Origin of the sequence: Pseudomonas sp. UC 17F4 (assembly GCF_900101695.1) — a bacterium.
GTDB lineage: Bacteria > Pseudomonadota > Gammaproteobacteria > Pseudomonadales > Pseudomonadaceae > Aquipseudomonas.
Window position 1 is genome coordinate 3567835 of record NZ_FNKV01000001.1, and the last position, 17441, is coordinate 3585275.

Genomic DNA, 17441 nt, shown 5'->3' on the forward strand with positions numbered 1-17441 from the left:
GGAACAGGAAATGAGCTTCGACTGGCACGCAGGGCCGATTACCCGCAGCACGCCGCTGGACAAGAATTATCGCAATACCCAGGAGGTCCGGCGGTTTCTGATTGGCCAGTGTGGGGCGTCATTCAAGTTCGACCGACCCTTCATGGCCTGGGTTAAAACGGCGGAACCCCTGACGATGGGCGACGTGGCGGATGAGTGGATGCGGACTCACCGTTGATCTGATGCTGGCGTTTACCGATACGGGCCACGGTATGGACAATGGCGCGGCGCATCAACTCGCACTCATCGTCCGAGTCGATATCTGAGCCTTCAGTCCAGTCGTCCGGATTTTTTCCGTAGAGGTCTCTGGGCATCGCGCAGAGAAATGCGCAATCGATGTGAATACCCAGCTGCACCGCCAGGCGCAGGGCATCGCCATCATTCACCAGCGGGTTCCACAGCACGTGCCGTGCGTCGACGCGCAGCAGAAAACCCGCTTCACCGTCCCTCGGGTGCCCCGTATGGCCTTGCCATGCATCCGTCCATTCGATGAGTTCATAGCCGGCAGCCTTGGCTGCCAGTTCCAGTAATTCCCGGTCAGTCATGCCGTATACCCATCTTCAAGTGTCCGGCTTAGCCGGGCTATCCGTATTTTCGCGTCCCTGCGTTTACGCATGACGAAGCGCCTCATCATAACGGCCTTCACAGGTCATTTCCAAAAGGGCGGGACGCTGGCGAAGGGGAAACCTACACCTCCATTTCCAGTGCCATGAGCTCCTGTATGGTCTGTCGGCGCCTGATCATCCGCAAGGCACCGTCTTCGATCAGCAACTCAGGTAGCAACGGCCGGCTGTTGTAATTCGAAGACATGGATGCACCGTAGGCGCCTGTGTCGTGGATCACCAGAAGATCACCGACTTGAGCCTGTGGCAGGTGCTGAGGGGCCAGCGCCAGTTCGTCCTGGGTAAACACATCACCTGACTCGCACAGCGGCCCGGCCACCAGGCTGGGCTGCAGCGGGCGATCTACCGGCATCCCCTGGGCGTCGAGCAGGGTCATGCGGTGATAGGCGCCGTACAGCGCCGGGCGCATCAAGTCGTTGAAGCCGGCATCGACCAGGATGAAGAGATTACGGCCCACCTGTTTCACTGCACGGACTTCGGTCACCAGGCAGCCTGCTTGCGCCACCAGAAACCGCCCTGGCTCGATTTCCATGCGCACCCCATGACCGAGTATTGCCTCGATCTCCAGCCGGGCCGCTGCCCAGGTGCGGGCGTAGCATTCAAGGTCGACCGGCTTGTCGCCGCGTTGGTAGGGCGTGGACAGCCCTCCACCGATCGAAAAGGCTTCGATGTCCATATCCAGCCGGCCAACCAGATCGACCATCGAGCGGGCAACCCGCTGCAGGTGCTGGTAGTCCACGCCCGAGCCGATATGCATGTGCACGCCTACCAGGTGCAGGCCATGGGACCTCACGCAGTCGAGCGCTTCGAGCAATTGCGCGTGCCAGATGCCGTGCTTGCTGTGCTCACCGCCAGTGTTGGTCTTGCGACTGTGACCGTGGCCGAACCCCGGGTTGATCCGGATCCACACGCGGTGCCCGGGGGAGTGCTGGCCCAGCTGGCGAAGCATGTCGATCGAGCCGGCATTCACTTCGATCTTCGTTTCGATGACCCGCGCCAGGGTGGGCTGATCCAGCACGTCGCAGGTCAGTACCACCCCGGCAGGATCTCCCGCCACCGACGCACCCGCCGCGAAGGCCCGTTCCATTTCACCCAGCGATACGGCGTCGAGCACCAGGCCGCGCTCGCGCATCAGGCGCAGAATATGCAGGTTCGGATTGGCTTTCTGCGCGTAGCGGACCGTGTCGAAGCCTTGCAGTTGCTCGATCCGCTCACCGATGGTGTTGGCATCGTAGATCCACAGCGGCGAACCGTGGCGGCGCACGGCGTCGGCCAGTAATGTTAAGGGAGCGGTCATGATGGCGTTACTCATAGGCAAGGTAGCCCCGAGGATGAGTCATTCAGGTGATCCAGAAAAATAGCTAGTTTTCTCAAGGCTATTCATATCTGATATGTCAATCACCTCCCGTTGAGTGTTGTCGTGAAGCTGACCGTTCGCCATATCGAAGTATTTCGCGCCATCATGAACGCGGGCAGCGTTACCGGTGCGGCTCGCCTGCTGTTCACCTCGCAGCCGACCGTCAGCCGGGAACTGGCGCGCCTGGAGCACCTTAGCGGTTTGCGCCTGTTCGAGCGTGAAGGTGGGCGCCTGGTGGCGACGGCCCAGGCGCTGCTGCTGATAGAGGAGGTCGAGCGTGCCTATGTCGGGCTTGAGCGTATCGATCGCTTTGTTCAGGCCATACGCAACTTCGAACAGGGCCGATTGGCCATCACCTGCCTGCCGCTGTTCTCCCAGACCTTGTTGCCCAAGGCCTGCCAGCGATTCCACCAGCAGCACCGCGGCGTCAGCGTGAGCATCACGGCGCAAGAATCGCCGTTACTGGAAGAGTCGCTGGTCGCCCAGCAACACGATCTCGGCCTGACCGAAGTCGAGCAGATTCCGCGAGGTGCCTACGGGGAGTTGATTTTCAGTGCCAGCATGGTCTGCGTATTGCCCGACCAGCATCCGTTACTGGCGAAGTCCGAACTTGCGCTGAGCGATTTTCATGAGGTGGACTTTATCAACCTGGCAAGTCTGGATACCTACCGGCAGCAGTTGGACCAGCATTTCAGAGCGATTGCAGTCAATCGGCGCACGATCATCGAGACCACCAGTGCAGCATCGGTGTGCGCCATGGTCAGGCAAGGCCTGGGGGTGGCGATCATCAACCCGTTGAGTGGGCTGGAGGCGGCGCAAAGTGGGCTGCCGATTCGCCGCCTGAGTGTTTCTGTGCCGTATAAGGTGATGTTGATACGCCCGGATTATCGGCCGGCCTCAACCGTGGTGGAGCGATTTTGCGAGGTACTGAGGCTGCAGGCGCAGGACATGGCTGCAGTATTGGCAAGGGGCTTCTGACACGACGCCAGGGCGCTGCCACTCTGCCGTGAGTATCAGCCTTTCAGAATCGTCTGATACAGGCCGGGCCTGGGCCACGCCATCATCGGCGGATGAAATTCGAACGCAGCGTCTCGCCAGTACCCCGCAGGTTTATCGCCTCAATTGGTTTCCTCCTGGCCTTGGCCTGCGCCTGCGCACGGGCCGACATTACCTTCGACGGCTTTACCCGGTTCGTTTTCGAGGGCACGCAGAAGCAGTTGCCGCTGATTATCGTCAATCAGGGCAATGAGCCGGCGCTGGTGCAGGTCAAGCTCGGCTGGGGCGACAAGCAGGACAGCCGCGAGTTGCCCATGGCGGTGTCGAAACCCTTGTTGCTGATACCCGCCAACAGCAAGGCATCGACCGACATTCTCTATCAAGGGCAAGGCCTGCCTGATGACCGCGAGTCGTTGCTGATGCTGAAAGTGCTGCAGATTCCGAAAAAGACTGCCGACAGCAACGCCATGGCGATTGCCCTGCAGCACAACCTCAAGCTGTTCTACCGGCCGCGATTGCCTGGCTCGGTCAAGGAGGCTGTGGAGCAGCTGCGCTGGTCTGCAAGCGCAGCCGGCAGCTATGAAGCGCGCAACGATTCGCCCTATTACCTGACCCTGACCGAAGTCGGTTTGCTTGACCATTCAGGCGCCGCCTGCGGCAAGGTCATTGATCATCTGATGATTGCGCCGTTTTCGACCTATTCATTGCCCGTAAGCGACTGCGACCGGCCCGTCGACCAGGTGGCCTACGCCTATATCAGCGACGCCGGGCTGGCCCATGCGCGTCGCAGCGAGCTGCAGTTGTGATTATTCCGGAAGGCGTTGCCATGTTGAGCAGACAGTTACTTTTTATTGGTGTTTTGTTTTTTCTGAGCATTCCTGACAGCTATGCGTTGAAATGCCAGAAGAGCGCTTCGGCGCTAATCAATGATACGACCACCATTACCGATACCACCGCCATTCCCAACTCGTTGCCTGCCGGCACCATTCTCTGGCGACAACCCACGCAATCCATCAGGGTTGAGTGTTGGGTGGACTTTGCGGGCAGCCCTAGTGAAAATATTTACTTTTACATGAACCCGAACAGGGTCGATCTTGGCAAGGACATAGAAATCGGCGTCACTTACCAAGGCAAAGACTATTTGTATTCATCCTTAACCGGTGGAAAGCTGGACATCGGTTGGACTGTGGCCGGCTGTCCAAAAGGCGATACGTGCGGCTGGCAAAAAGAAAGCAAAGCCATGACCTACTCGTTGTTCTTCGTCAAGAAGTCGCCAGCAGGCGATAACAAGGAAGGACCGATCACTTCACTTGCCAACTACCGGGCGTTCCAGTTCGACGGGGTTGGCGGTGTGCGGCCCGGCGAGAGCTACAACGTCACCGTCAACGGCTTGAACAAATTTCGCTACCTGCCTTGCGAGTCGTCGATCAACATTCAGCCGAGTGTCATCAATTTCGGTGCGATCCGTACCTCAGGGGCCAAGGTCGGAGCAACGATCAAGGAGGTGCCGTTCACCATCACCGAACAGCGCACCTGCAATGCCGCCTATGGCCTGGGCGGATATCTGGAGCCGTTGACCGCGACGTTGAACACGGCCCAGGACACGCTGGTCCCGACCGACAACAAATCGGTGGGCATCAGCCTGATCAACGAAGACGATCAACGCGCGTTGTTTTTCAAGAAAGAGTTCTTGCTCACCCCCAAGACCACTTCGACCACCAACACCCATAACTTCCTGGCACGCCTTAAATGGATGACCGCAACGCCGACTTTTGGTGAGTTCAATGCCGGCGCGACCCTGGATATTTTCTACAAGTAGGCCGCAGCGCTGTTGTAGACTCGGCGCTTTGCCAGGGAGGCGCAGCGGTGTTTCGCTATCTTAGCTGGAGTGCACTTGCACTAATGACCGGCTGCAGCACGCAGCAGGCGCCGGTCATCGACGCGTCGTTGCTACCGGTGTATAGCCCGCAATTGCACACCAATACCTACGCACGCTGGGGTGAAGAGGGCGTGCAACGCATCAGCCGCGCCCAGCGCCAGGCGCTATACGCTATCGCCCGCCAGCCGGCCTGTGACCAGGTCACGTTTCTGGCCCTCACCGAGACCATGAGCCAGCCACCGGCAACCATCGTGACCTTCGTTGAATGCCGCAACCGCTGGCGCTTTTATATCGACCAGGATGCCCGTGTGCTCAGCAGCGAGCACCGTGGTTAGCTTTTCTTCCCTTTATGGATATGCCGATGTTCAAGATGAACGCACTGGTGCCGGAACTGATTGTCAGCGACCTGCAGCGCAGCCTTGGGTTTTACTGCGAGGTTGGCGGCTTTGCGCTGGAGTACCAACGCCCCGAGGACAAGTTCGCCTTCCTGTCGCTGGGCAACAGCCAGATCATGCTCGAGCAGGACTGGCACAGCGAATCGCCCTGGCGCGTCGGCCCGCTTGAGGCGCCTTTTGGCCGAGGCCTGAACCTGCAGATCCGCTGTGAAGATGCCACGGTACTGGCCGGCGCATTCGAGGCCGGCGGTTACCCGCTGCGGCGGGCGGTGGAAGATCATTGGTACCGCAGTGATGAGCGTGAGGCCGGCCAGCGCAATTTCCTTATTCAGGACCCGGATGGCTATTTGCTGCGCTTCTTCCAGGACCTCGGCTTTCGCCCCTGCCCATAAGGAAACACGCCGATGAACAAGCCCATCAAAGCCTGTGCGGTTCCGGGTAATGCACGCATCCACCTGCAACTGGCCGGCGCCGATTTCGTCGATGCGCAGCGGGCGCAGGTGGCAAACGCCGAGCGCACGGCGCTGGGCCATTTCTTGCGGTTGATGAGCAGCATGCCGGGCTGGATCGACAACCTGATGGTGCTGCGCAATCGCCTGGTTCGCCTGTGTGGCCTGAAAGACCTGGGGCGCTTGTCGAGGATCGACCTTGATCGCGAAGAAGGGTCTTACCGGGTCGATGAGCGCATCGGTATCTTCACCCTGGTCAGCAATAGCCCGGATGAAGTGCTGCTGGTCGATCGCGACAAGCACCTGGACGTTTACATCTCGTTGCTGCGCCTGCCCCTGGGCGCCGACAAGCGCCGCGAGATCGTGGTGTCCACCGTGGTGCACACGCACAATCGTCTCGGCCGCTTGTACATGTTGCCGGTCGCGCCGTTTCACCGCTTTATCGCACCCATTGCCCTCAGGCGCCTGGTCAACGCCAGCTAAGCGCTTGCGCTCAGACAAAACCCTGATCGGCAAAGCCGCGGGGCAAGCGCTGGCGACCGGGCAGGGCGCTCAGGCGCTCGACCCAGGCACTGCGCCAGTCGCTGGCGGCGTGCTGGGTGCTGGCCCTGCGTGCGCGTCGGGCGGCATTGCGCTGGTCTTTGCGTGCGGTCTTGAACGCATCGGTGTTGCGGCAGCTACGGCATTTGACCCGATTGAGTTCGCTGGTGGCGACCAGGTTTTTACCGTGGTGTCCGCAGGCCAGGTGGCCGGCGGTCTTGAAGTGAGTGACCATGGGGATCCTCCTCGGCACTGTTGCTCAACAACAGGCTCTAAGGGTTGGACCGCTTGGGCAGGGTCAGGTTCGGCGCCGCTAGAGGGTGACGATGGCCAGGGCCAGTTGCATGTCGCTCATCGGCCGTGGGCCGCTGCCGGCCCGGTATTCCTGCACCGCCCGTTCGAAGGCGACGCCACGTATGGCGCCGTCGGAGCCGACGAACGCGGTGGCGTCATCCTTGGCCGACTTGAACAGCGCCGGCGCACCGGTGGTGGTGATAAACGGGCTGGCCACGACGACGCTGACGCCAATTGCCACCACCATGGTGCTGCGTTCGATCGGGTTCTCGATCGGTTCACCGGCCCAGGCCGGCGTTGCCAGCCCCAGCACCACCAGCAGTGCTGCAATCTTGCCCACGTCCATGTTAATGCCGCTCCGTTACTTGAGAGGGGTGTTGCGTGAAACTGTGTGACGGTTGTATGACGGATAGCGGCGCATTTTCGTCACCGCCCAGCCCAGCAGCAGGCCGGCGATCAGCAAGGCGCCGGCAAACCACAGGTTGAACAACAGGGCCCGGTGGAATTCTTCTGGCTGCAGGTCGGCGTAGTAGGTGATGTAGCCGGAGCCCGTGCGACCACCCCGGGGCATGCGGACCCAGCCGCGTTCCTGGTCTATCCAGTACGACAGGGTCAGCCATAAGGCGCCGGTCAGCGCGGCGACGGCCAGGGCCAGTACTCCCAGGTCGTTGCTATCCCACGGGCGAGAGTGTTTGCGCATAAGCGTCCTTGCTTGCGGGCCGTCCTCTGACGGCTGGAAAACCGCCAGCATAACAGCTGATGGCTAAAAGCCCGAAGTCTGGTGCTGCACGCTGAACTGCTTGCGAAACCACTCCTGGAGCATGGCCTTTTCGGCATACAGGCGGTCGCTGTCGGCGCGCCGGCCCGGGCGCTGCAGGTAGAACTTGTCGCTCACATGGGCATCGGCCTGGCTGACAACCTGGCCGGGTTGCGACAGGGCATAGTGCAGGTCGATACTGGGCCAGGTGACGTCACGCATGATCCGCACTGAATAGGCATTGGCCCGCCAGGGTTCATACTGGCCCGCCAGGTCGATATCGCGGATGTCGATGCGCAGGCTCTGGCCGGGCGCCAGGTAACGCTGGCCGAGCTTGACCAGGTAGGCGCTCAGTTCCTTCATCACATAGGCATCGGCACCGCGTGGGAATCCGTTGCTGTCGAGGCTGGCGTCGCGAAAGTGTTCGGGTTTGTCGAAGGTGACTTCGACGTTGGGCGTGGCCGCCGGTTGCGCCAGGCTGTTGCAGGCCAAAAGGCTCAAGGTGGCCAGGGTCAGGGCAGGGCGCATGATTCACCTCCAGGTGCAGCCTTGCGCAGTGTGCTGCACAGGCTTCATTGTACGCCTGTACGGATTGAAAACAGAGGAGTCGGCAGTGCGCAGGATCGAGCGGTTTACAGCCAACAGGCGCGGGCGGGACGTTGCCGTGGGCGATATCCATGGGCATTTTTCACGCCTGCAGGAGCGGCTGGCAGTTATTGGCTTCGATCCGACGGTAGACCGCCTGTTCAGCGTTGGCGACCTGGTCGACCGCGGCCCTGAGTGCCCGCAGGCCCTGGAGTGGCTGGCCAAGCCGTGGTTCCACGCGGTGCAGGGCAACCATGAAGCCTTGGCGATCACCCACGTTGATGGCGGCACCCTCGACTACAGCCAGTACCGCGCCGCCGGTGGCGGCTGGTTCCTGGCCCTGGACAGCGATGAACAGGCGCGCTTTGCCGAGCGCTTTCGGCGCCTGCCGCTGGCCCTTGAGGTGGAAACCGCAGACGGGCTGATCGCCCTGCTGCATGCCGATTGCCCGTTCCGCCACTGGTCGCAATTACGCGAGCTGCTGGTGAGCACGCCACCGAGCGAGGTCCAGGAAGTTTGCCAATGGTCGCGCAAGCGCCTGGCTGCTGGCGATGAGACGCCCGTTGAGGGGCTGCGGGCGCTGGTGGTCGGGCACACCCCGCAGCGTGAGGTGCGGGTGCTGGGTAATATCTGGCATATCGACACCGGCGGCTGGGCCAGCGGCCAGTTCAGCCTGCTCGATCTCGCCAGCCTCACCGTGCTCAACGCCAGGCCAGGTGAATGATTACCCCCAGCGCCAGCAACATCAGCACCACCCCCGACACCCGCTCAAGCCAGGGCAGCAGCCGGGCAAAGCGCCGGCGTACCCGCAGGTTGCCAATGGCCGCGGCCACCAGCACATCCCACAGCAGCACTGCGCTGAACATCCACAGGCCATACAGCCATTTCCAGCCAGCACTGGCCTGGCTGGCCGCGACCATGCTGGCCAGGCTGACATAGAACAGCGCGTTCTTCGGGTTGAGAATCCCCGACACAAAGCCCATCACCAGGCCCTGGAACCACGGGTTCTTTAGCAGTACAGGGGCATCGCCCACCGGAGTCAGGGCGCTGGCACCGGCATGGCGCAGGAACAGCACGCCCAGGTACAGCAAATAGGCGCAACCGGCCAACTGGATGAGGACAAACAGCGTGCTGTCCGGGCGCAGCGCCGACACTCCGGCAAAGGCCGCGACGATGAACGCGCCATTGGCCAGGGCAATGCCCAGGCAGGCGCCGGTTGCCTTCAGCCAGCCGGCGCTCATGGAGGTGCGTGCGACCAGGAAAAAATCCGGGCCGGGTGACAGCAAGGCAAGAAAGTGCGCGGCGGCAATGAGTAAAAACTGCTCCATCGGTTTCGGACTTCTTCAGCAAGAGGGTTGCTGATTGTCCGTAGCGGCTGCAGCGCCTGTATTGAAGAAAATTGCGCGCTCAGCTGCGGTACAGGCCGGGCGTCACCCCGGTATGGGCCTTGAACACCCGCTGGAAGTGGCTCTGGTCGGCAAAACCCAGGCGGTAGGCAATGTCGGCCATGTCCTGGCCCTTGCGCAGCCACTGGCGGGCACGGTTGATGCGCAGGTTCAACTGCCAGGCATGGGGAGTGAGGCCGGTGGCGGCGCGAAACGCCCGGATCAGTTGGTAACGGCCCATGCCGGCGCTGCTCGCCAGTTCGCCCAGCGACAGGTTGCTGGCGTCTTCCTGGGCAAGGCGCTCGAGCAAGGGTTCGAGGCTGCGGTCAAGCGCCTGAGCTGTGGTGGCTGGCGCCTGATCATCATGATCACCGATGAACTCGATCAGCGCGGCCTCTTTCACACCGGCGCAGGCCTCGGAGAACAGCAAGTCGTTGAGCCGGGTAAATCGCTCATAGGTAGAAGGATTGCGGGTGATCTTCGCAGGCCTTGCTTGAACCTGCGGGGCCAGGGCCGACTCCAGGCGCAAGGCTTGCAGCCAGCCGGCGTCCAGGTGGAGCATCTGGTAGCTCCAGCTCAGCCCGGGTTCAGGGTTGCAGGCATGCACGCAGTGCGCCGGGACGAACACCAGGGTGCCGGGCAACAGGCGCGTTTGCCCTTTGCTTGCGCCGGTGAACACACTGCAGCCCTGATCGACCGCGCCAATCGAGAACGTTGGATGGCTGTGCGCCTTGTAGCAGGCACGGCTGTCGCAGGCGCGGCGGCTCTCGACAAAGGGCAGGGCCGGGTCACGCCAGAACAGGGTAGGGTTTTTGCCGGTTGCCCGCAGCATCACGTAAGCCTCAAAGGGGCGAAGCCTGCAGCTTATCCGCAATCCACCGGCTAAAACAAACGCCCCTCACGTTGCCGGGAGGGGCGTTTGCGCAAGCTCAGGCGAAATTACATGGACTGCAAGGCGATGCTGGCCGATTGCGAGTCTTGCGCACTATCGGCATCCATCCACACCCATTGGCTGCCATCGCCCTGCAGGGTATTGGTGATGCTCTGCAAGCTGGTTGGCAGGATGGTCACGACGCCAGCGGTCTTGGCGGTTGGCCCGATGGAGGTGATCTGGCCCGACAACAAGCCGTTGGAGGTTTCATTGATCACGTAGACGACGGCCTTTTCCTCGCGGAACTGGCAGGAGACGAACTGAGTGATCTTGCTGGCAATCGTCAGGCTCATCCATTTTGACGGTGGCACTGCGTAGTAGCGGCTGTACTTGCTGAACGGGTAGAGCTCGCCATTGGCCTGCAACGCCTGGTTGTTCAAGCCGGCGGTGTTGATCGGCATGCTGACGCTACCGAGCCAGATATCCACCTGGGCCAGGCCGCTGTTGGGGGCAATCGACACCGAGACTGTCTGGGTATCCGTACCCGAGACAAACCCTATTGAGGCAAGGCCGGCGTTGGCGGTGGTGCCAGGCACGGTGATCGGGCAAGGCGGCTGGCTGTTGCTCCAGTTCACATTGACCGTGGCGCTGGTCTGGTTCTGCGCCGAGTTGTAGATGAAGATCCCGTACAACTGCCCCGGGCTCAGGGTGGTGCAGGTGGCGGTATCGCCGGCATTGAGGGTAAGACGTTGGCCACCGTTCCAGTTGGTCTGGGTGGCGAGTACACCGATGCTTTCCATGGAAATGTCCTTTTCCTAGCGTTGACAGGGCAGGTGACGGTGCGCTGCGTTCCTGTGTGCAGCCTCCGTGCACCCGGGCACTCATGTGCCAGAGGGAGGTATAGCCAAGCCGAAGGTGAGTACTGATATTGTTTTGCTATCATTGGTGGCGCGGGTTCAAGCGAATCGCTTTAGCCTCAAGCCAAGTGCTTGTTGCCAAAGGGGCAGGGTGCATTGCCAGGCACACAGTTTTTTCCCTCAGCTGTACCTTGACCCGGCAACTGTGTGCGCGGGAATCTTGTCGCTCCTGTCACCGGAGAGCCCCCATGGACCTGTCCACCCTCGCGCTGTTCATCCCGGCCTGTTTTGCCCTGAACATGGCCCCTGGCCCGAACAACCTGCTGTCACTGAACAACGCCAGCCGTTACGGCCTGCGCATTGCCTGTGTGGCAGGCATCGGCCGGTTGCTGGCCTTTGCCGGGATGATCGTGCTGGCAGCCATGGGCCTGGCAGTGGTGCTGCACACCAGCGAGTACCTGTTTTTGCTGGTCAAGGTGCTGGGCGCAGCCTACCTGTTCTACATCGCCTGGCAGCTGTGGCGCGCGCCAGTGGGCGAGGCGCTGGCGGCTGACGGCCAACGCCGCGGTGCCTTGCGCCTGGCGCGCCAGGAGTTCTGGGTGGCGGCGGGCAACCCGAAGGCGATCCTGATTTTCACCGCCTTCCTGCCGCAGTTTGTCAGCGTCGCCAGCCCGGTGCCGGTGGCCGAGCAGTTCGCCTGGCTGGGCGGGCTGTTCCTGCTGCTGGAGTGGCTGGCCATCGCCATCTACGCCTGGCTGGGTGCCTACCTGCAGCGCTGGTTCAGCCAGCCTGGGCCACGCCGGCTGTTCAACCGGGTCAGTGCCACGCTACTGGGTTGCGCCGGCATCGGCTTGCTGGCAGCGCGGCGTGCCTAGTAGCTGATGCGTATTCCCAGGTTGGCACCGACGCGCTCCTGCTGGCGGCTGTCGAGGTTGCTGGCGTGGTCGATGCCCAGATGCACACTGAACTGCTTATGCAACTGCGCCACCAGTCCGGTGCCGACTTCAAGGGACGTTGAGCGATAATCGGTCCGGACCTGGTCGACACCGGCGAAGACCAGCGAGTCGTGCCCGCCATCGGCGTGCCAGATGTTGGTTTGCAGGTAAGCCTGCAGGGGCGTCGTGCCTGCTCGCAGGTTACCCTCAAGACGCAGCCCCAGGCGGCTGCTCACTTCGGTCCGGGTATCGAAGCTGACCGTCGATACACCATCTTGCACCTTGTCCAGGCTGACCTTCTGCACCAGCACTTGTGCCTGGGGCTCCAGGCTCCATTGGTTGGACAAGGCAAACGGCCGGCCCACCTCCAGCGAGCTACCCCAGGCATGGCCGTCGAGGTCGATTTTTTCGCCGTCCTCCGAGCGCGCGCGGCCGTCCAGGTCGGTGTACTGCACGACCATATCGAGGTAACCGTGTTGCGGTCCGATCAGCGTCCAGTACACCCCGGCGCTGTCGCCATCGAGCCTGAGGTCACCGACCGGGCGATCCGCAAATCCCTGCGCATAGCCTTTGACATCACCGTTCAAACGGCTGTGGCCGACATAAACACCAATGTGCTGGCGGTAGTCTGCGGCGCTGGGCGAGGCAAACAGGTCCTGGCCTGCCTTGTAGCCATAAAGATTGCCATCCAGGCTGGGGTTCACCGAGCCGGACCAGCTTTGATGAAAGCTGTAGCCATGGGCTTGCGCCCAACTGGCGGCCAAGGCGCCCTGTTCAGTGAGCAGGCGCTGGTCGCCCTGGCGTTGATGGAAAGTACCGAGGTTGAATTGTCCGATCAACGCCGCGGCGCGAGGCGCAGCGGCATACAGTGAGGCCTGCGATCGGTACAGCGGGATGACTTGGCCGGGGATCGCCCGGGGCAGTTCGGCGAGTCCCGGGGCCGGTGCGGCCAAGGGCGGCGGGCGGCCGTCAGCAGGCGCGACCAGCGCCGAACTCAGGTACCAATTGTTCTCGCTGCCGGGCGTTATCCCTCCTTTGAACAGGCGATAGTCGAAAGCCCCGGCCGACAGGCGCTGGGTCTGGGTAAAGGCGGTATCGGTACTGGTTGCACCATTGGCGGCCTCGACCACCAGGATGCCGTCCTGGCGGGTCAGCCCGCCCGGGCCATGAAGATTGGTAACCAGCAGGGCGGTATCGCCAGAAATCGCCCCTTGGCTGATAACCAGGCGGTCGGAAGGCGAGTCGTCAGTGCCTAGTACGGTGTTCACCGCCAGCCTGCCTTCGTTGCCGAAATAATTGCCGATGACGGTCAGGCGCCCCTGGCCATCGCCGCTGTTGCGCAGGTCAACCAGGCCGGTGTTGCCCAGGCGCGCGTTCAGGCCGGCAGCAAAGGGCCGGATCACACCGGTGCTTGAGAACAGCGTGCTTTCTCTGCCGATGAATAGATCGCCCGTGCCGGTGGCAACATCGATCGGGCCTCCGCCGTCGCCGAGAACCAAGGTGTCGTTGAGTGTGTAGTGGCTGACGAAGCCAAGGCTGATGCTCTCCCAGTTGGTGTACAACGCTCCGTTTGTGGGAAAGCTGTTCTGGAAATGCAACTCATCGCGTGCAGCGCCGCCATTGAAGGGCACGAACAACTGCTCGGCCCGCAGGTTGACCATCAGCACCTGGTCGGTGGTGTCGCCCATGTCGACGCTGCCGTACAGTTGGCCGCCTTTCCAGTTGAAGTGATCGTTCTCGGGGCCGGTGGAAACGTTGCCGTGAATCTCGCCACCTTCGAAGGAAATCAGGTCGATACCCTTGCCGGTGATCAGGTTGCCGCCGAGCACAGTGCCGCGAAACACCAAAAAATCATGGCCATCACCGGTGATCAGATCGCCGTCGATGGACCCGCTGGTGAGCGCTACATCACCGTTGCCGGGCTGCAACTCTATGCGGCCGATACGCCCGCCCCGCAGGGCAACGCTATTACCGTTGGCAAAAGTGCCGACGATGTGGCCGCCGGTCATGATCAAAAGGTCCCGCCCGTCGCCCTGATCCAGCGACTGTACCGTACCGCCGCTCATGGTCAGGGTATCGGCCTGCGGGGTCTGCACGATGTCGCCGAAAACGTCGCCGTCGACCACGACGCGATCTTCGGCCTCGGCATCCAGGGCAAACGTCATCCAGGGAAGGACTCCCAAGGTCAAGAACAGTGGCACTCGCATCAGACCCGCTCCCTTGGTGACTGGCAACAAAGCGCTTTCAGTAACTCAGACGCAACCCCAGGTTGGCGCCGACGTGCTTCTGCTGACGACTGTCCAGGTTGGCGGTGTAGTCGATACCCGCATGCACGCTGAGGTTCTTGTTCAGTTGCGCAACCAGGCCGGTGCCGACATTCAGGGAAGTGTAGTTGTAATCGGTCTTGACCTTGTCGACATGATCGTACGTCTGCGTGTCGCGGCCTCCGTTGCCACTCCAGAAATCCGTGGTTACATAAGGCTGCAAGTGCACTCCGGCGGATTTGAACTTGCCTTCCAGACGCATGCCCAGGCGCGCACTCACCTCGGTCTGGGTGTCGAAGCTAACGTAGCTGACACTGTCGTTGGCGCTGTCCAACGAGACTTTCTGGGCGATGAGTTGTGCCTGCGGCTCCAGGGTCCAGTACGACCACAGGGCAAATGGGTAGCCGGCCTCCAATGACGCTGTCCAGGCGTGACCGTTGAGGTCGAGCTTGTCGCCGCGATCGGATTTGGCCCGGCCGTCGAGGTCGGAGTACTGCACCACGGCATCGACATACCATTGCTGCGCGCCGATCAGGGTCCAGTAGGCGCCAACGCTGTCGCTGTCGAGTGTCAGATCGCCAACCTTGTTGTCTTCAAAGCCTAGGGCGAAGCCCTTTACATCGCCGCTCAGGCGACTGTGACCGACATACATGCCGACGTGCTGGCGCATGCCATCATCGTTGAGCCAGGCATACAGGTCCTGGCCAACCTTGAAGCCGTACAGGCTACCATCCAGGCTTGGGCTGACAGTGCCCGACCAGCGCTGGTGGAAACTGTCGCCATAGGCCTGGCCCCAGCTGGCCGATAACGCGCCATCCTGGTTCAGCAGGCTCTGGTCACCCTGGCGTTGATGAAAGGTGCCCAGCGCCGCGCGGGCAATCAACGCCGCAGCTCGAGGCGCGGCGGCGTAGGTGGCCACCTCCGGACGGTACAGCGGAATGCTTTCGCCAGGCGCCGGCGGTGGTGGCAAGTCAGGCTGGCCGGGAGCAGGGCCAGGGATTGGCGGCGGCACCACCACAACCGGTGTGCCGGGTTCGACTGGAGTACCAGGATCAACCGGTGTTCCAGGATCAACCGGCGTACCAGGGTCCGGGTTACCGGGCTCCGGCAACGGGGTGGGCACCACGACGGTGGAACGCAGGTACCAGCTGTTCACGCTATCAGCAGTCACCCCGCCTTTGAACAGGCGATAGTCAAACGCCCCGGCCGACAACACCTGGGTCTGGACGAAGGCGGTGTTGCTGCTGGTCGCTCCGTTGATGGCTTCAACTACCTGGATGCCATTCTGGCTGGTCACCGCACCGGCGCCGCCGAAGTTGGTGATTTGCAAGTTGGTGCTACCGGAGATCGTCCCCCTGCTGACCACCAGCCGATCAGACGGCGCACCATCGCCGGCCAGTACGCTGTTGAGCTTGAGGGTGCCGCCGTTGCCGGTGTAGTTGCCGTTGATGGTCAACCGCCCTTGGGCATCGCCGCCGCTGCTCAGGTCGATTAGCCCGCTGTTGTTAACCGTCAGCGGCTGGCCAGCGGTGAAGGGGCTGATCACCCCGGTACGCGAGACCAGCGAACTGCTGGCGTCGATGTCAAGGCGGGTGGGCGCGGCAACGGCACTGGCATCGCCCAGGGTCAGGGTGTTATCCAGTTTGAACAGGCTGGCGTTGATAAGGCTGACCGACTCCCAATTGATATAACGGTCGCCCCCCACCGGCTGGCTGTTGTTGAAGGTCAGGCTGTCGATGCCGGCCCCACCGTTGACGGTGATGTTCAGCAGCGTGCTGCCCAGGCCTTCGAGCGCGGCTACATCATCGTCACCGCCCATGTCGACGCTGCCGCGAATGATGCCGCCTTGCCATTTGAGCCAGTCATTGCCAAAGCTCGCCAGCAGGTTGCCTTGCAGCGTGCCGCCGGTAATCACGAAGACATCGGTGCCGCCACTGGTGCTGATGTTGCCGCCGATGAACCCGGCGTTGAGGAAGATCTGGTCATTGCCAAAGCCGGTAACCAGGTTGCCGACGATGGTGCCGCCGGACATGCTGAAAATGTTGTTGTCCAGCTTCATGTCGACCCGGCCGATGCTGCCGCCAGAGAAGAATGCGATGTCGCCGTCTTCGAAGGCACCGATGATCTGCCCCAGTGACATGTTGAAGGTATCGCGGCCATCGCCCTGGGCAAGGGATTGCAGGGTGCCGCCGGTCATCAGGAAGTCATCGACCAAGGGTGTCTGCACGACCACACCGAGGGTATCGCCGGGCCCGACCACCAGGTTCTGGGCCAGGGCAGCAAAAGGTAGGGCGCTGAGTACCGCGATAAGCGAAATTCGCATCAGGCAGGCTCCATATCTTCCAGGCATTGGCCCACTGGCTGTCCAGCCACCTTGTTAGTACCGGACGGGTCTTGCTTTGCAGGTATAGAGCAATCCGCAATATCGGCAACTGACAAAAATGCTAGGTGGCGAATGGCCGCTACCGTCCGCCGGTCGGTAAAAGCGCCAGGTGCTTATAGTGAAAGGGTCTGATTCGCCTGGGAAATATGGCCTAGTCTTGGGGCTGGACCGGGCAACACGGAACCGCTGTCCGCCACCTGCCAAGGAGATGTACCGATGCTCTCGACCCTGGAGTTGCGCAACATTATAGAAAGCAGTTTTTTACCCACCCGCTGCCAATGCACCCTGGCTGCCGACCGCTCGCTGACCGTGCGGGTGTTCGACCGCAGCTGTGAGCGGGTCGACTTGCTGGTGACCGGCATCAGTGCCGAGCAACTGACCAGCAGCCGGGCGATTTCCAACCTGATCGTCGGCCTGCGCAATGACCTTGAAGACCAGCGCAGTCAACGCTTGCAACGGCGTCGCGACAGCCTTTAATCGCGGTAGAACACCTGCACCAGGTGATAGCCGAACTTGCTCTTGATCGGGCCGTGCACGGTGCGCAGTGGCTTTTTGAAAATCACCTGGTCGATGGCGCCGACCATCTGCCCCGGGCGCACTTCGCCCAGGTCGCCACCGCGCTTGCCGGACGGGCAGGTGGAGTACTTCTTGGCCAGCACATCGAACGCCTCGCCCTTGGCGATTCGTTGCTTGAGCTGTTCGGCCTCTTCAGCGGTCTTGACCAGAATGTGCCGGGCCTGTGCTTTCATCTGAACCTACCTTCGCAACGGGTAAAAACCGCGCATTATGCCTGATCGCGCAGCCCTTGGCGGTCGCGAAATTGCTCGAGGGC

At 61.8% G+C, this 17441-nt stretch carries 22 protein-coding genes; 10 read left to right on the top strand and 12 right to left on the bottom strand.

Translation table 11 applies throughout. The annotated features are described in order from the left end of the window. The first annotated feature begins 10 nt into the window (after window positions 1-10). Window positions 11-217 carry a DUF6434 domain-containing protein gene (locus BLR26_RS27540; RefSeq protein ID WP_093382644.1) on the top strand — a complete coding sequence of 69 codons (207 nt, stop codon included), beginning with the start codon at window positions 11-13 and terminating at the stop codon, window positions 215-217. Here the strand turns inward: BLR26_RS27540 and BLR26_RS27165 are convergent. Beyond that, window positions 153-584, bottom strand: a complete 432-nt coding sequence (locus BLR26_RS27165; protein ID WP_143013284.1) for a hypothetical protein — start codon at window positions 582-584, stop codon at window positions 153-155. The genes BLR26_RS27540 and BLR26_RS27165 overlap by 65 nt on opposite strands. Window positions 585-726: 142 nt before the next feature. Further along, the gene (gene lysA, locus BLR26_RS16450) at window positions 727-1959 is read right to left on the bottom strand and encodes a diaminopimelate decarboxylase (RefSeq protein ID WP_093387537.1); all 1233 of its coding nucleotides are present in this window, start codon (window positions 1957-1959) and stop codon (window positions 727-729) included. A 123-nt stretch (window positions 1960-2082) separates the two neighbouring features. Here lysA and BLR26_RS16455 point away from each other — a divergent pair, with 123 nt between their 5' ends. The 6 genes from BLR26_RS16455 (at window position 2083) to BLR26_RS16480 (ending at window position 6221) form a co-directional block, all read left to right on the top strand. Next, window positions 2083-2997: a LysR family transcriptional regulator gene (locus tag BLR26_RS16455; protein ID WP_093382650.1), complete on the top strand. Its 915-nt coding sequence runs from the start codon at window positions 2083-2085 to the stop codon at window positions 2995-2997. A gap of 92 nt (window positions 2998-3089) precedes the next feature. Further along, window positions 3090-3821, top strand: coding sequence for a fimbrial biogenesis chaperone (locus tag BLR26_RS16460; protein ID WP_093382653.1), 732 nt, complete (start codon window positions 3090-3092; stop codon window positions 3819-3821). A 20-nt stretch (window positions 3822-3841) separates the two neighbouring features. Then, window positions 3842-4834: a fimbrial protein gene (locus BLR26_RS16465; RefSeq protein WP_093382656.1), complete on the top strand. Its 993-nt coding sequence runs from the start codon at window positions 3842-3844 to the stop codon at window positions 4832-4834. 83 nt (window positions 4835-4917) lie between these two features. Further along, entirely contained in the window at window positions 4918-5229 is a 312-nt protein-coding gene (locus tag BLR26_RS16470) for a hypothetical protein (RefSeq protein WP_093382659.1), read from the top strand. A 26-nt stretch (window positions 5230-5255) separates the two neighbouring features. Then, window positions 5256-5681, top strand: a complete 426-nt coding sequence (locus BLR26_RS16475; protein WP_093382662.1) for a bleomycin resistance protein — start codon at window positions 5256-5258, stop codon at window positions 5679-5681. A 12-nt stretch (window positions 5682-5693) separates the two neighbouring features. Beyond that, window positions 5694-6221, top strand: a complete 528-nt coding sequence (locus BLR26_RS16480; protein ID WP_093382665.1) for a DUF2867 domain-containing protein — start codon at window positions 5694-5696, stop codon at window positions 6219-6221. Between the two features lie 10 nt (window positions 6222-6231). Here BLR26_RS16480 and BLR26_RS16485 read toward each other — a convergent pair whose 3' ends face one another. The 4 genes from BLR26_RS16485 to BLR26_RS16500 all read right to left on the bottom strand — a co-directional run bounded on the left by BLR26_RS16485 (window position 6232) and on the right by BLR26_RS16500 (window position 7857). Then, a complete protein-coding gene (locus tag BLR26_RS16485) occupies window positions 6232-6513 on the bottom strand; it encodes a hypothetical protein (protein ID WP_045201920.1) in 282 nt (93 codons plus the stop codon). Between the two features lie 78 nt (window positions 6514-6591). Further along, window positions 6592-6918 (bottom strand): DUF2388 domain-containing protein, encoded by a 327-nt coding sequence (locus BLR26_RS16490; protein ID WP_045201922.1) that lies wholly within the window; start codon window positions 6916-6918, stop codon window positions 6592-6594. A 15-nt stretch (window positions 6919-6933) separates the two neighbouring features. Beyond that, the gene (locus BLR26_RS16495; protein WP_045201924.1) at window positions 6934-7272 is read right to left on the bottom strand and encodes a hypothetical protein; all 339 of its coding nucleotides are present in this window, start codon (window positions 7270-7272) and stop codon (window positions 6934-6936) included. 63 nt (window positions 7273-7335) lie between these two features. Continuing rightward, the gene (locus tag BLR26_RS16500) at window positions 7336-7857 is read right to left on the bottom strand and encodes a DUF3016 domain-containing protein (protein WP_093382668.1); all 522 of its coding nucleotides are present in this window, start codon (window positions 7855-7857) and stop codon (window positions 7336-7338) included. A gap of 85 nt (window positions 7858-7942) precedes the next feature. Between BLR26_RS16500 and BLR26_RS16505 the strand changes: the two genes are divergently transcribed. Next, window positions 7943-8638, top strand: a complete 696-nt coding sequence (locus BLR26_RS16505; RefSeq protein ID WP_249744349.1) for a metallophosphoesterase — start codon at window positions 7943-7945, stop codon at window positions 8636-8638. On the opposite strand, the gene BLR26_RS16510 is transcribed toward BLR26_RS16505, so the two are convergent. From BLR26_RS16510 to BLR26_RS16520, 3 genes are all read right to left on the bottom strand, one after another. Beyond that, the gene (locus BLR26_RS16510) at window positions 8616-9242 is read right to left on the bottom strand and encodes a LysE family translocator (RefSeq protein WP_093382674.1); all 627 of its coding nucleotides are present in this window, start codon (window positions 9240-9242) and stop codon (window positions 8616-8618) included. The genes BLR26_RS16505 and BLR26_RS16510 overlap by 23 nt on opposite strands. Before the next feature lie 79 nt (window positions 9243-9321). After that, entirely contained in the window at window positions 9322-10131 is an 810-nt protein-coding gene (locus BLR26_RS16515; protein ID WP_093382677.1) for an AraC family transcriptional regulator, read from the bottom strand. A 107-nt stretch (window positions 10132-10238) separates the two neighbouring features. Then, window positions 10239-10970, bottom strand: a complete 732-nt coding sequence (locus tag BLR26_RS16520) for a hypothetical protein (RefSeq protein WP_045201935.1) — start codon at window positions 10968-10970, stop codon at window positions 10239-10241. Window positions 10971-11275: 305 nt separating this feature from the next. On the opposite strand from BLR26_RS16520, the gene BLR26_RS16525 reads away from it, so the two are divergent. After that, window positions 11276-11902: a LysE family translocator gene (locus BLR26_RS16525; RefSeq protein ID WP_093382680.1), complete on the top strand. Its 627-nt coding sequence runs from the start codon at window positions 11276-11278 to the stop codon at window positions 11900-11902. Here the strand turns inward: BLR26_RS16525 and BLR26_RS16530 are convergent. After that, complete coding sequence (locus BLR26_RS16530; protein WP_256326733.1) at window positions 11899-14127, bottom strand: autotransporter family protein; 2229 nt, start codon at window positions 14125-14127, stop codon at window positions 11899-11901. The two genes, BLR26_RS16525 and BLR26_RS16530, sit on opposite strands and share 4 nt — an antisense overlap. 79 nt (window positions 14128-14206) lie before the next feature. Continuing rightward, on the bottom strand, window positions 14207-16549 hold the full coding sequence (locus tag BLR26_RS16535; protein WP_093382686.1) for an autotransporter family protein: 2343 nt from the start codon (window positions 16547-16549) through the stop codon (window positions 14207-14209). 276 nt (window positions 16550-16825) lie between these two features. On the opposite strand from BLR26_RS16535, the gene BLR26_RS16540 reads away from it, so the two are divergent. After that, a complete protein-coding gene (locus tag BLR26_RS16540) occupies window positions 16826-17086 on the top strand; it encodes a DUF1652 domain-containing protein (RefSeq protein ID WP_045201943.1) in 261 nt (86 codons plus the stop codon). Here the strand turns inward: BLR26_RS16540 and BLR26_RS16545 are convergent. After that, window positions 17083-17358, bottom strand: coding sequence for a peptidylprolyl isomerase (locus BLR26_RS16545; RefSeq protein WP_007932676.1), 276 nt, complete (start codon window positions 17356-17358; stop codon window positions 17083-17085). The genes BLR26_RS16540 and BLR26_RS16545 overlap by 4 nt on opposite strands. Window positions 17359-17441: the final 83 nt, after the last annotated feature.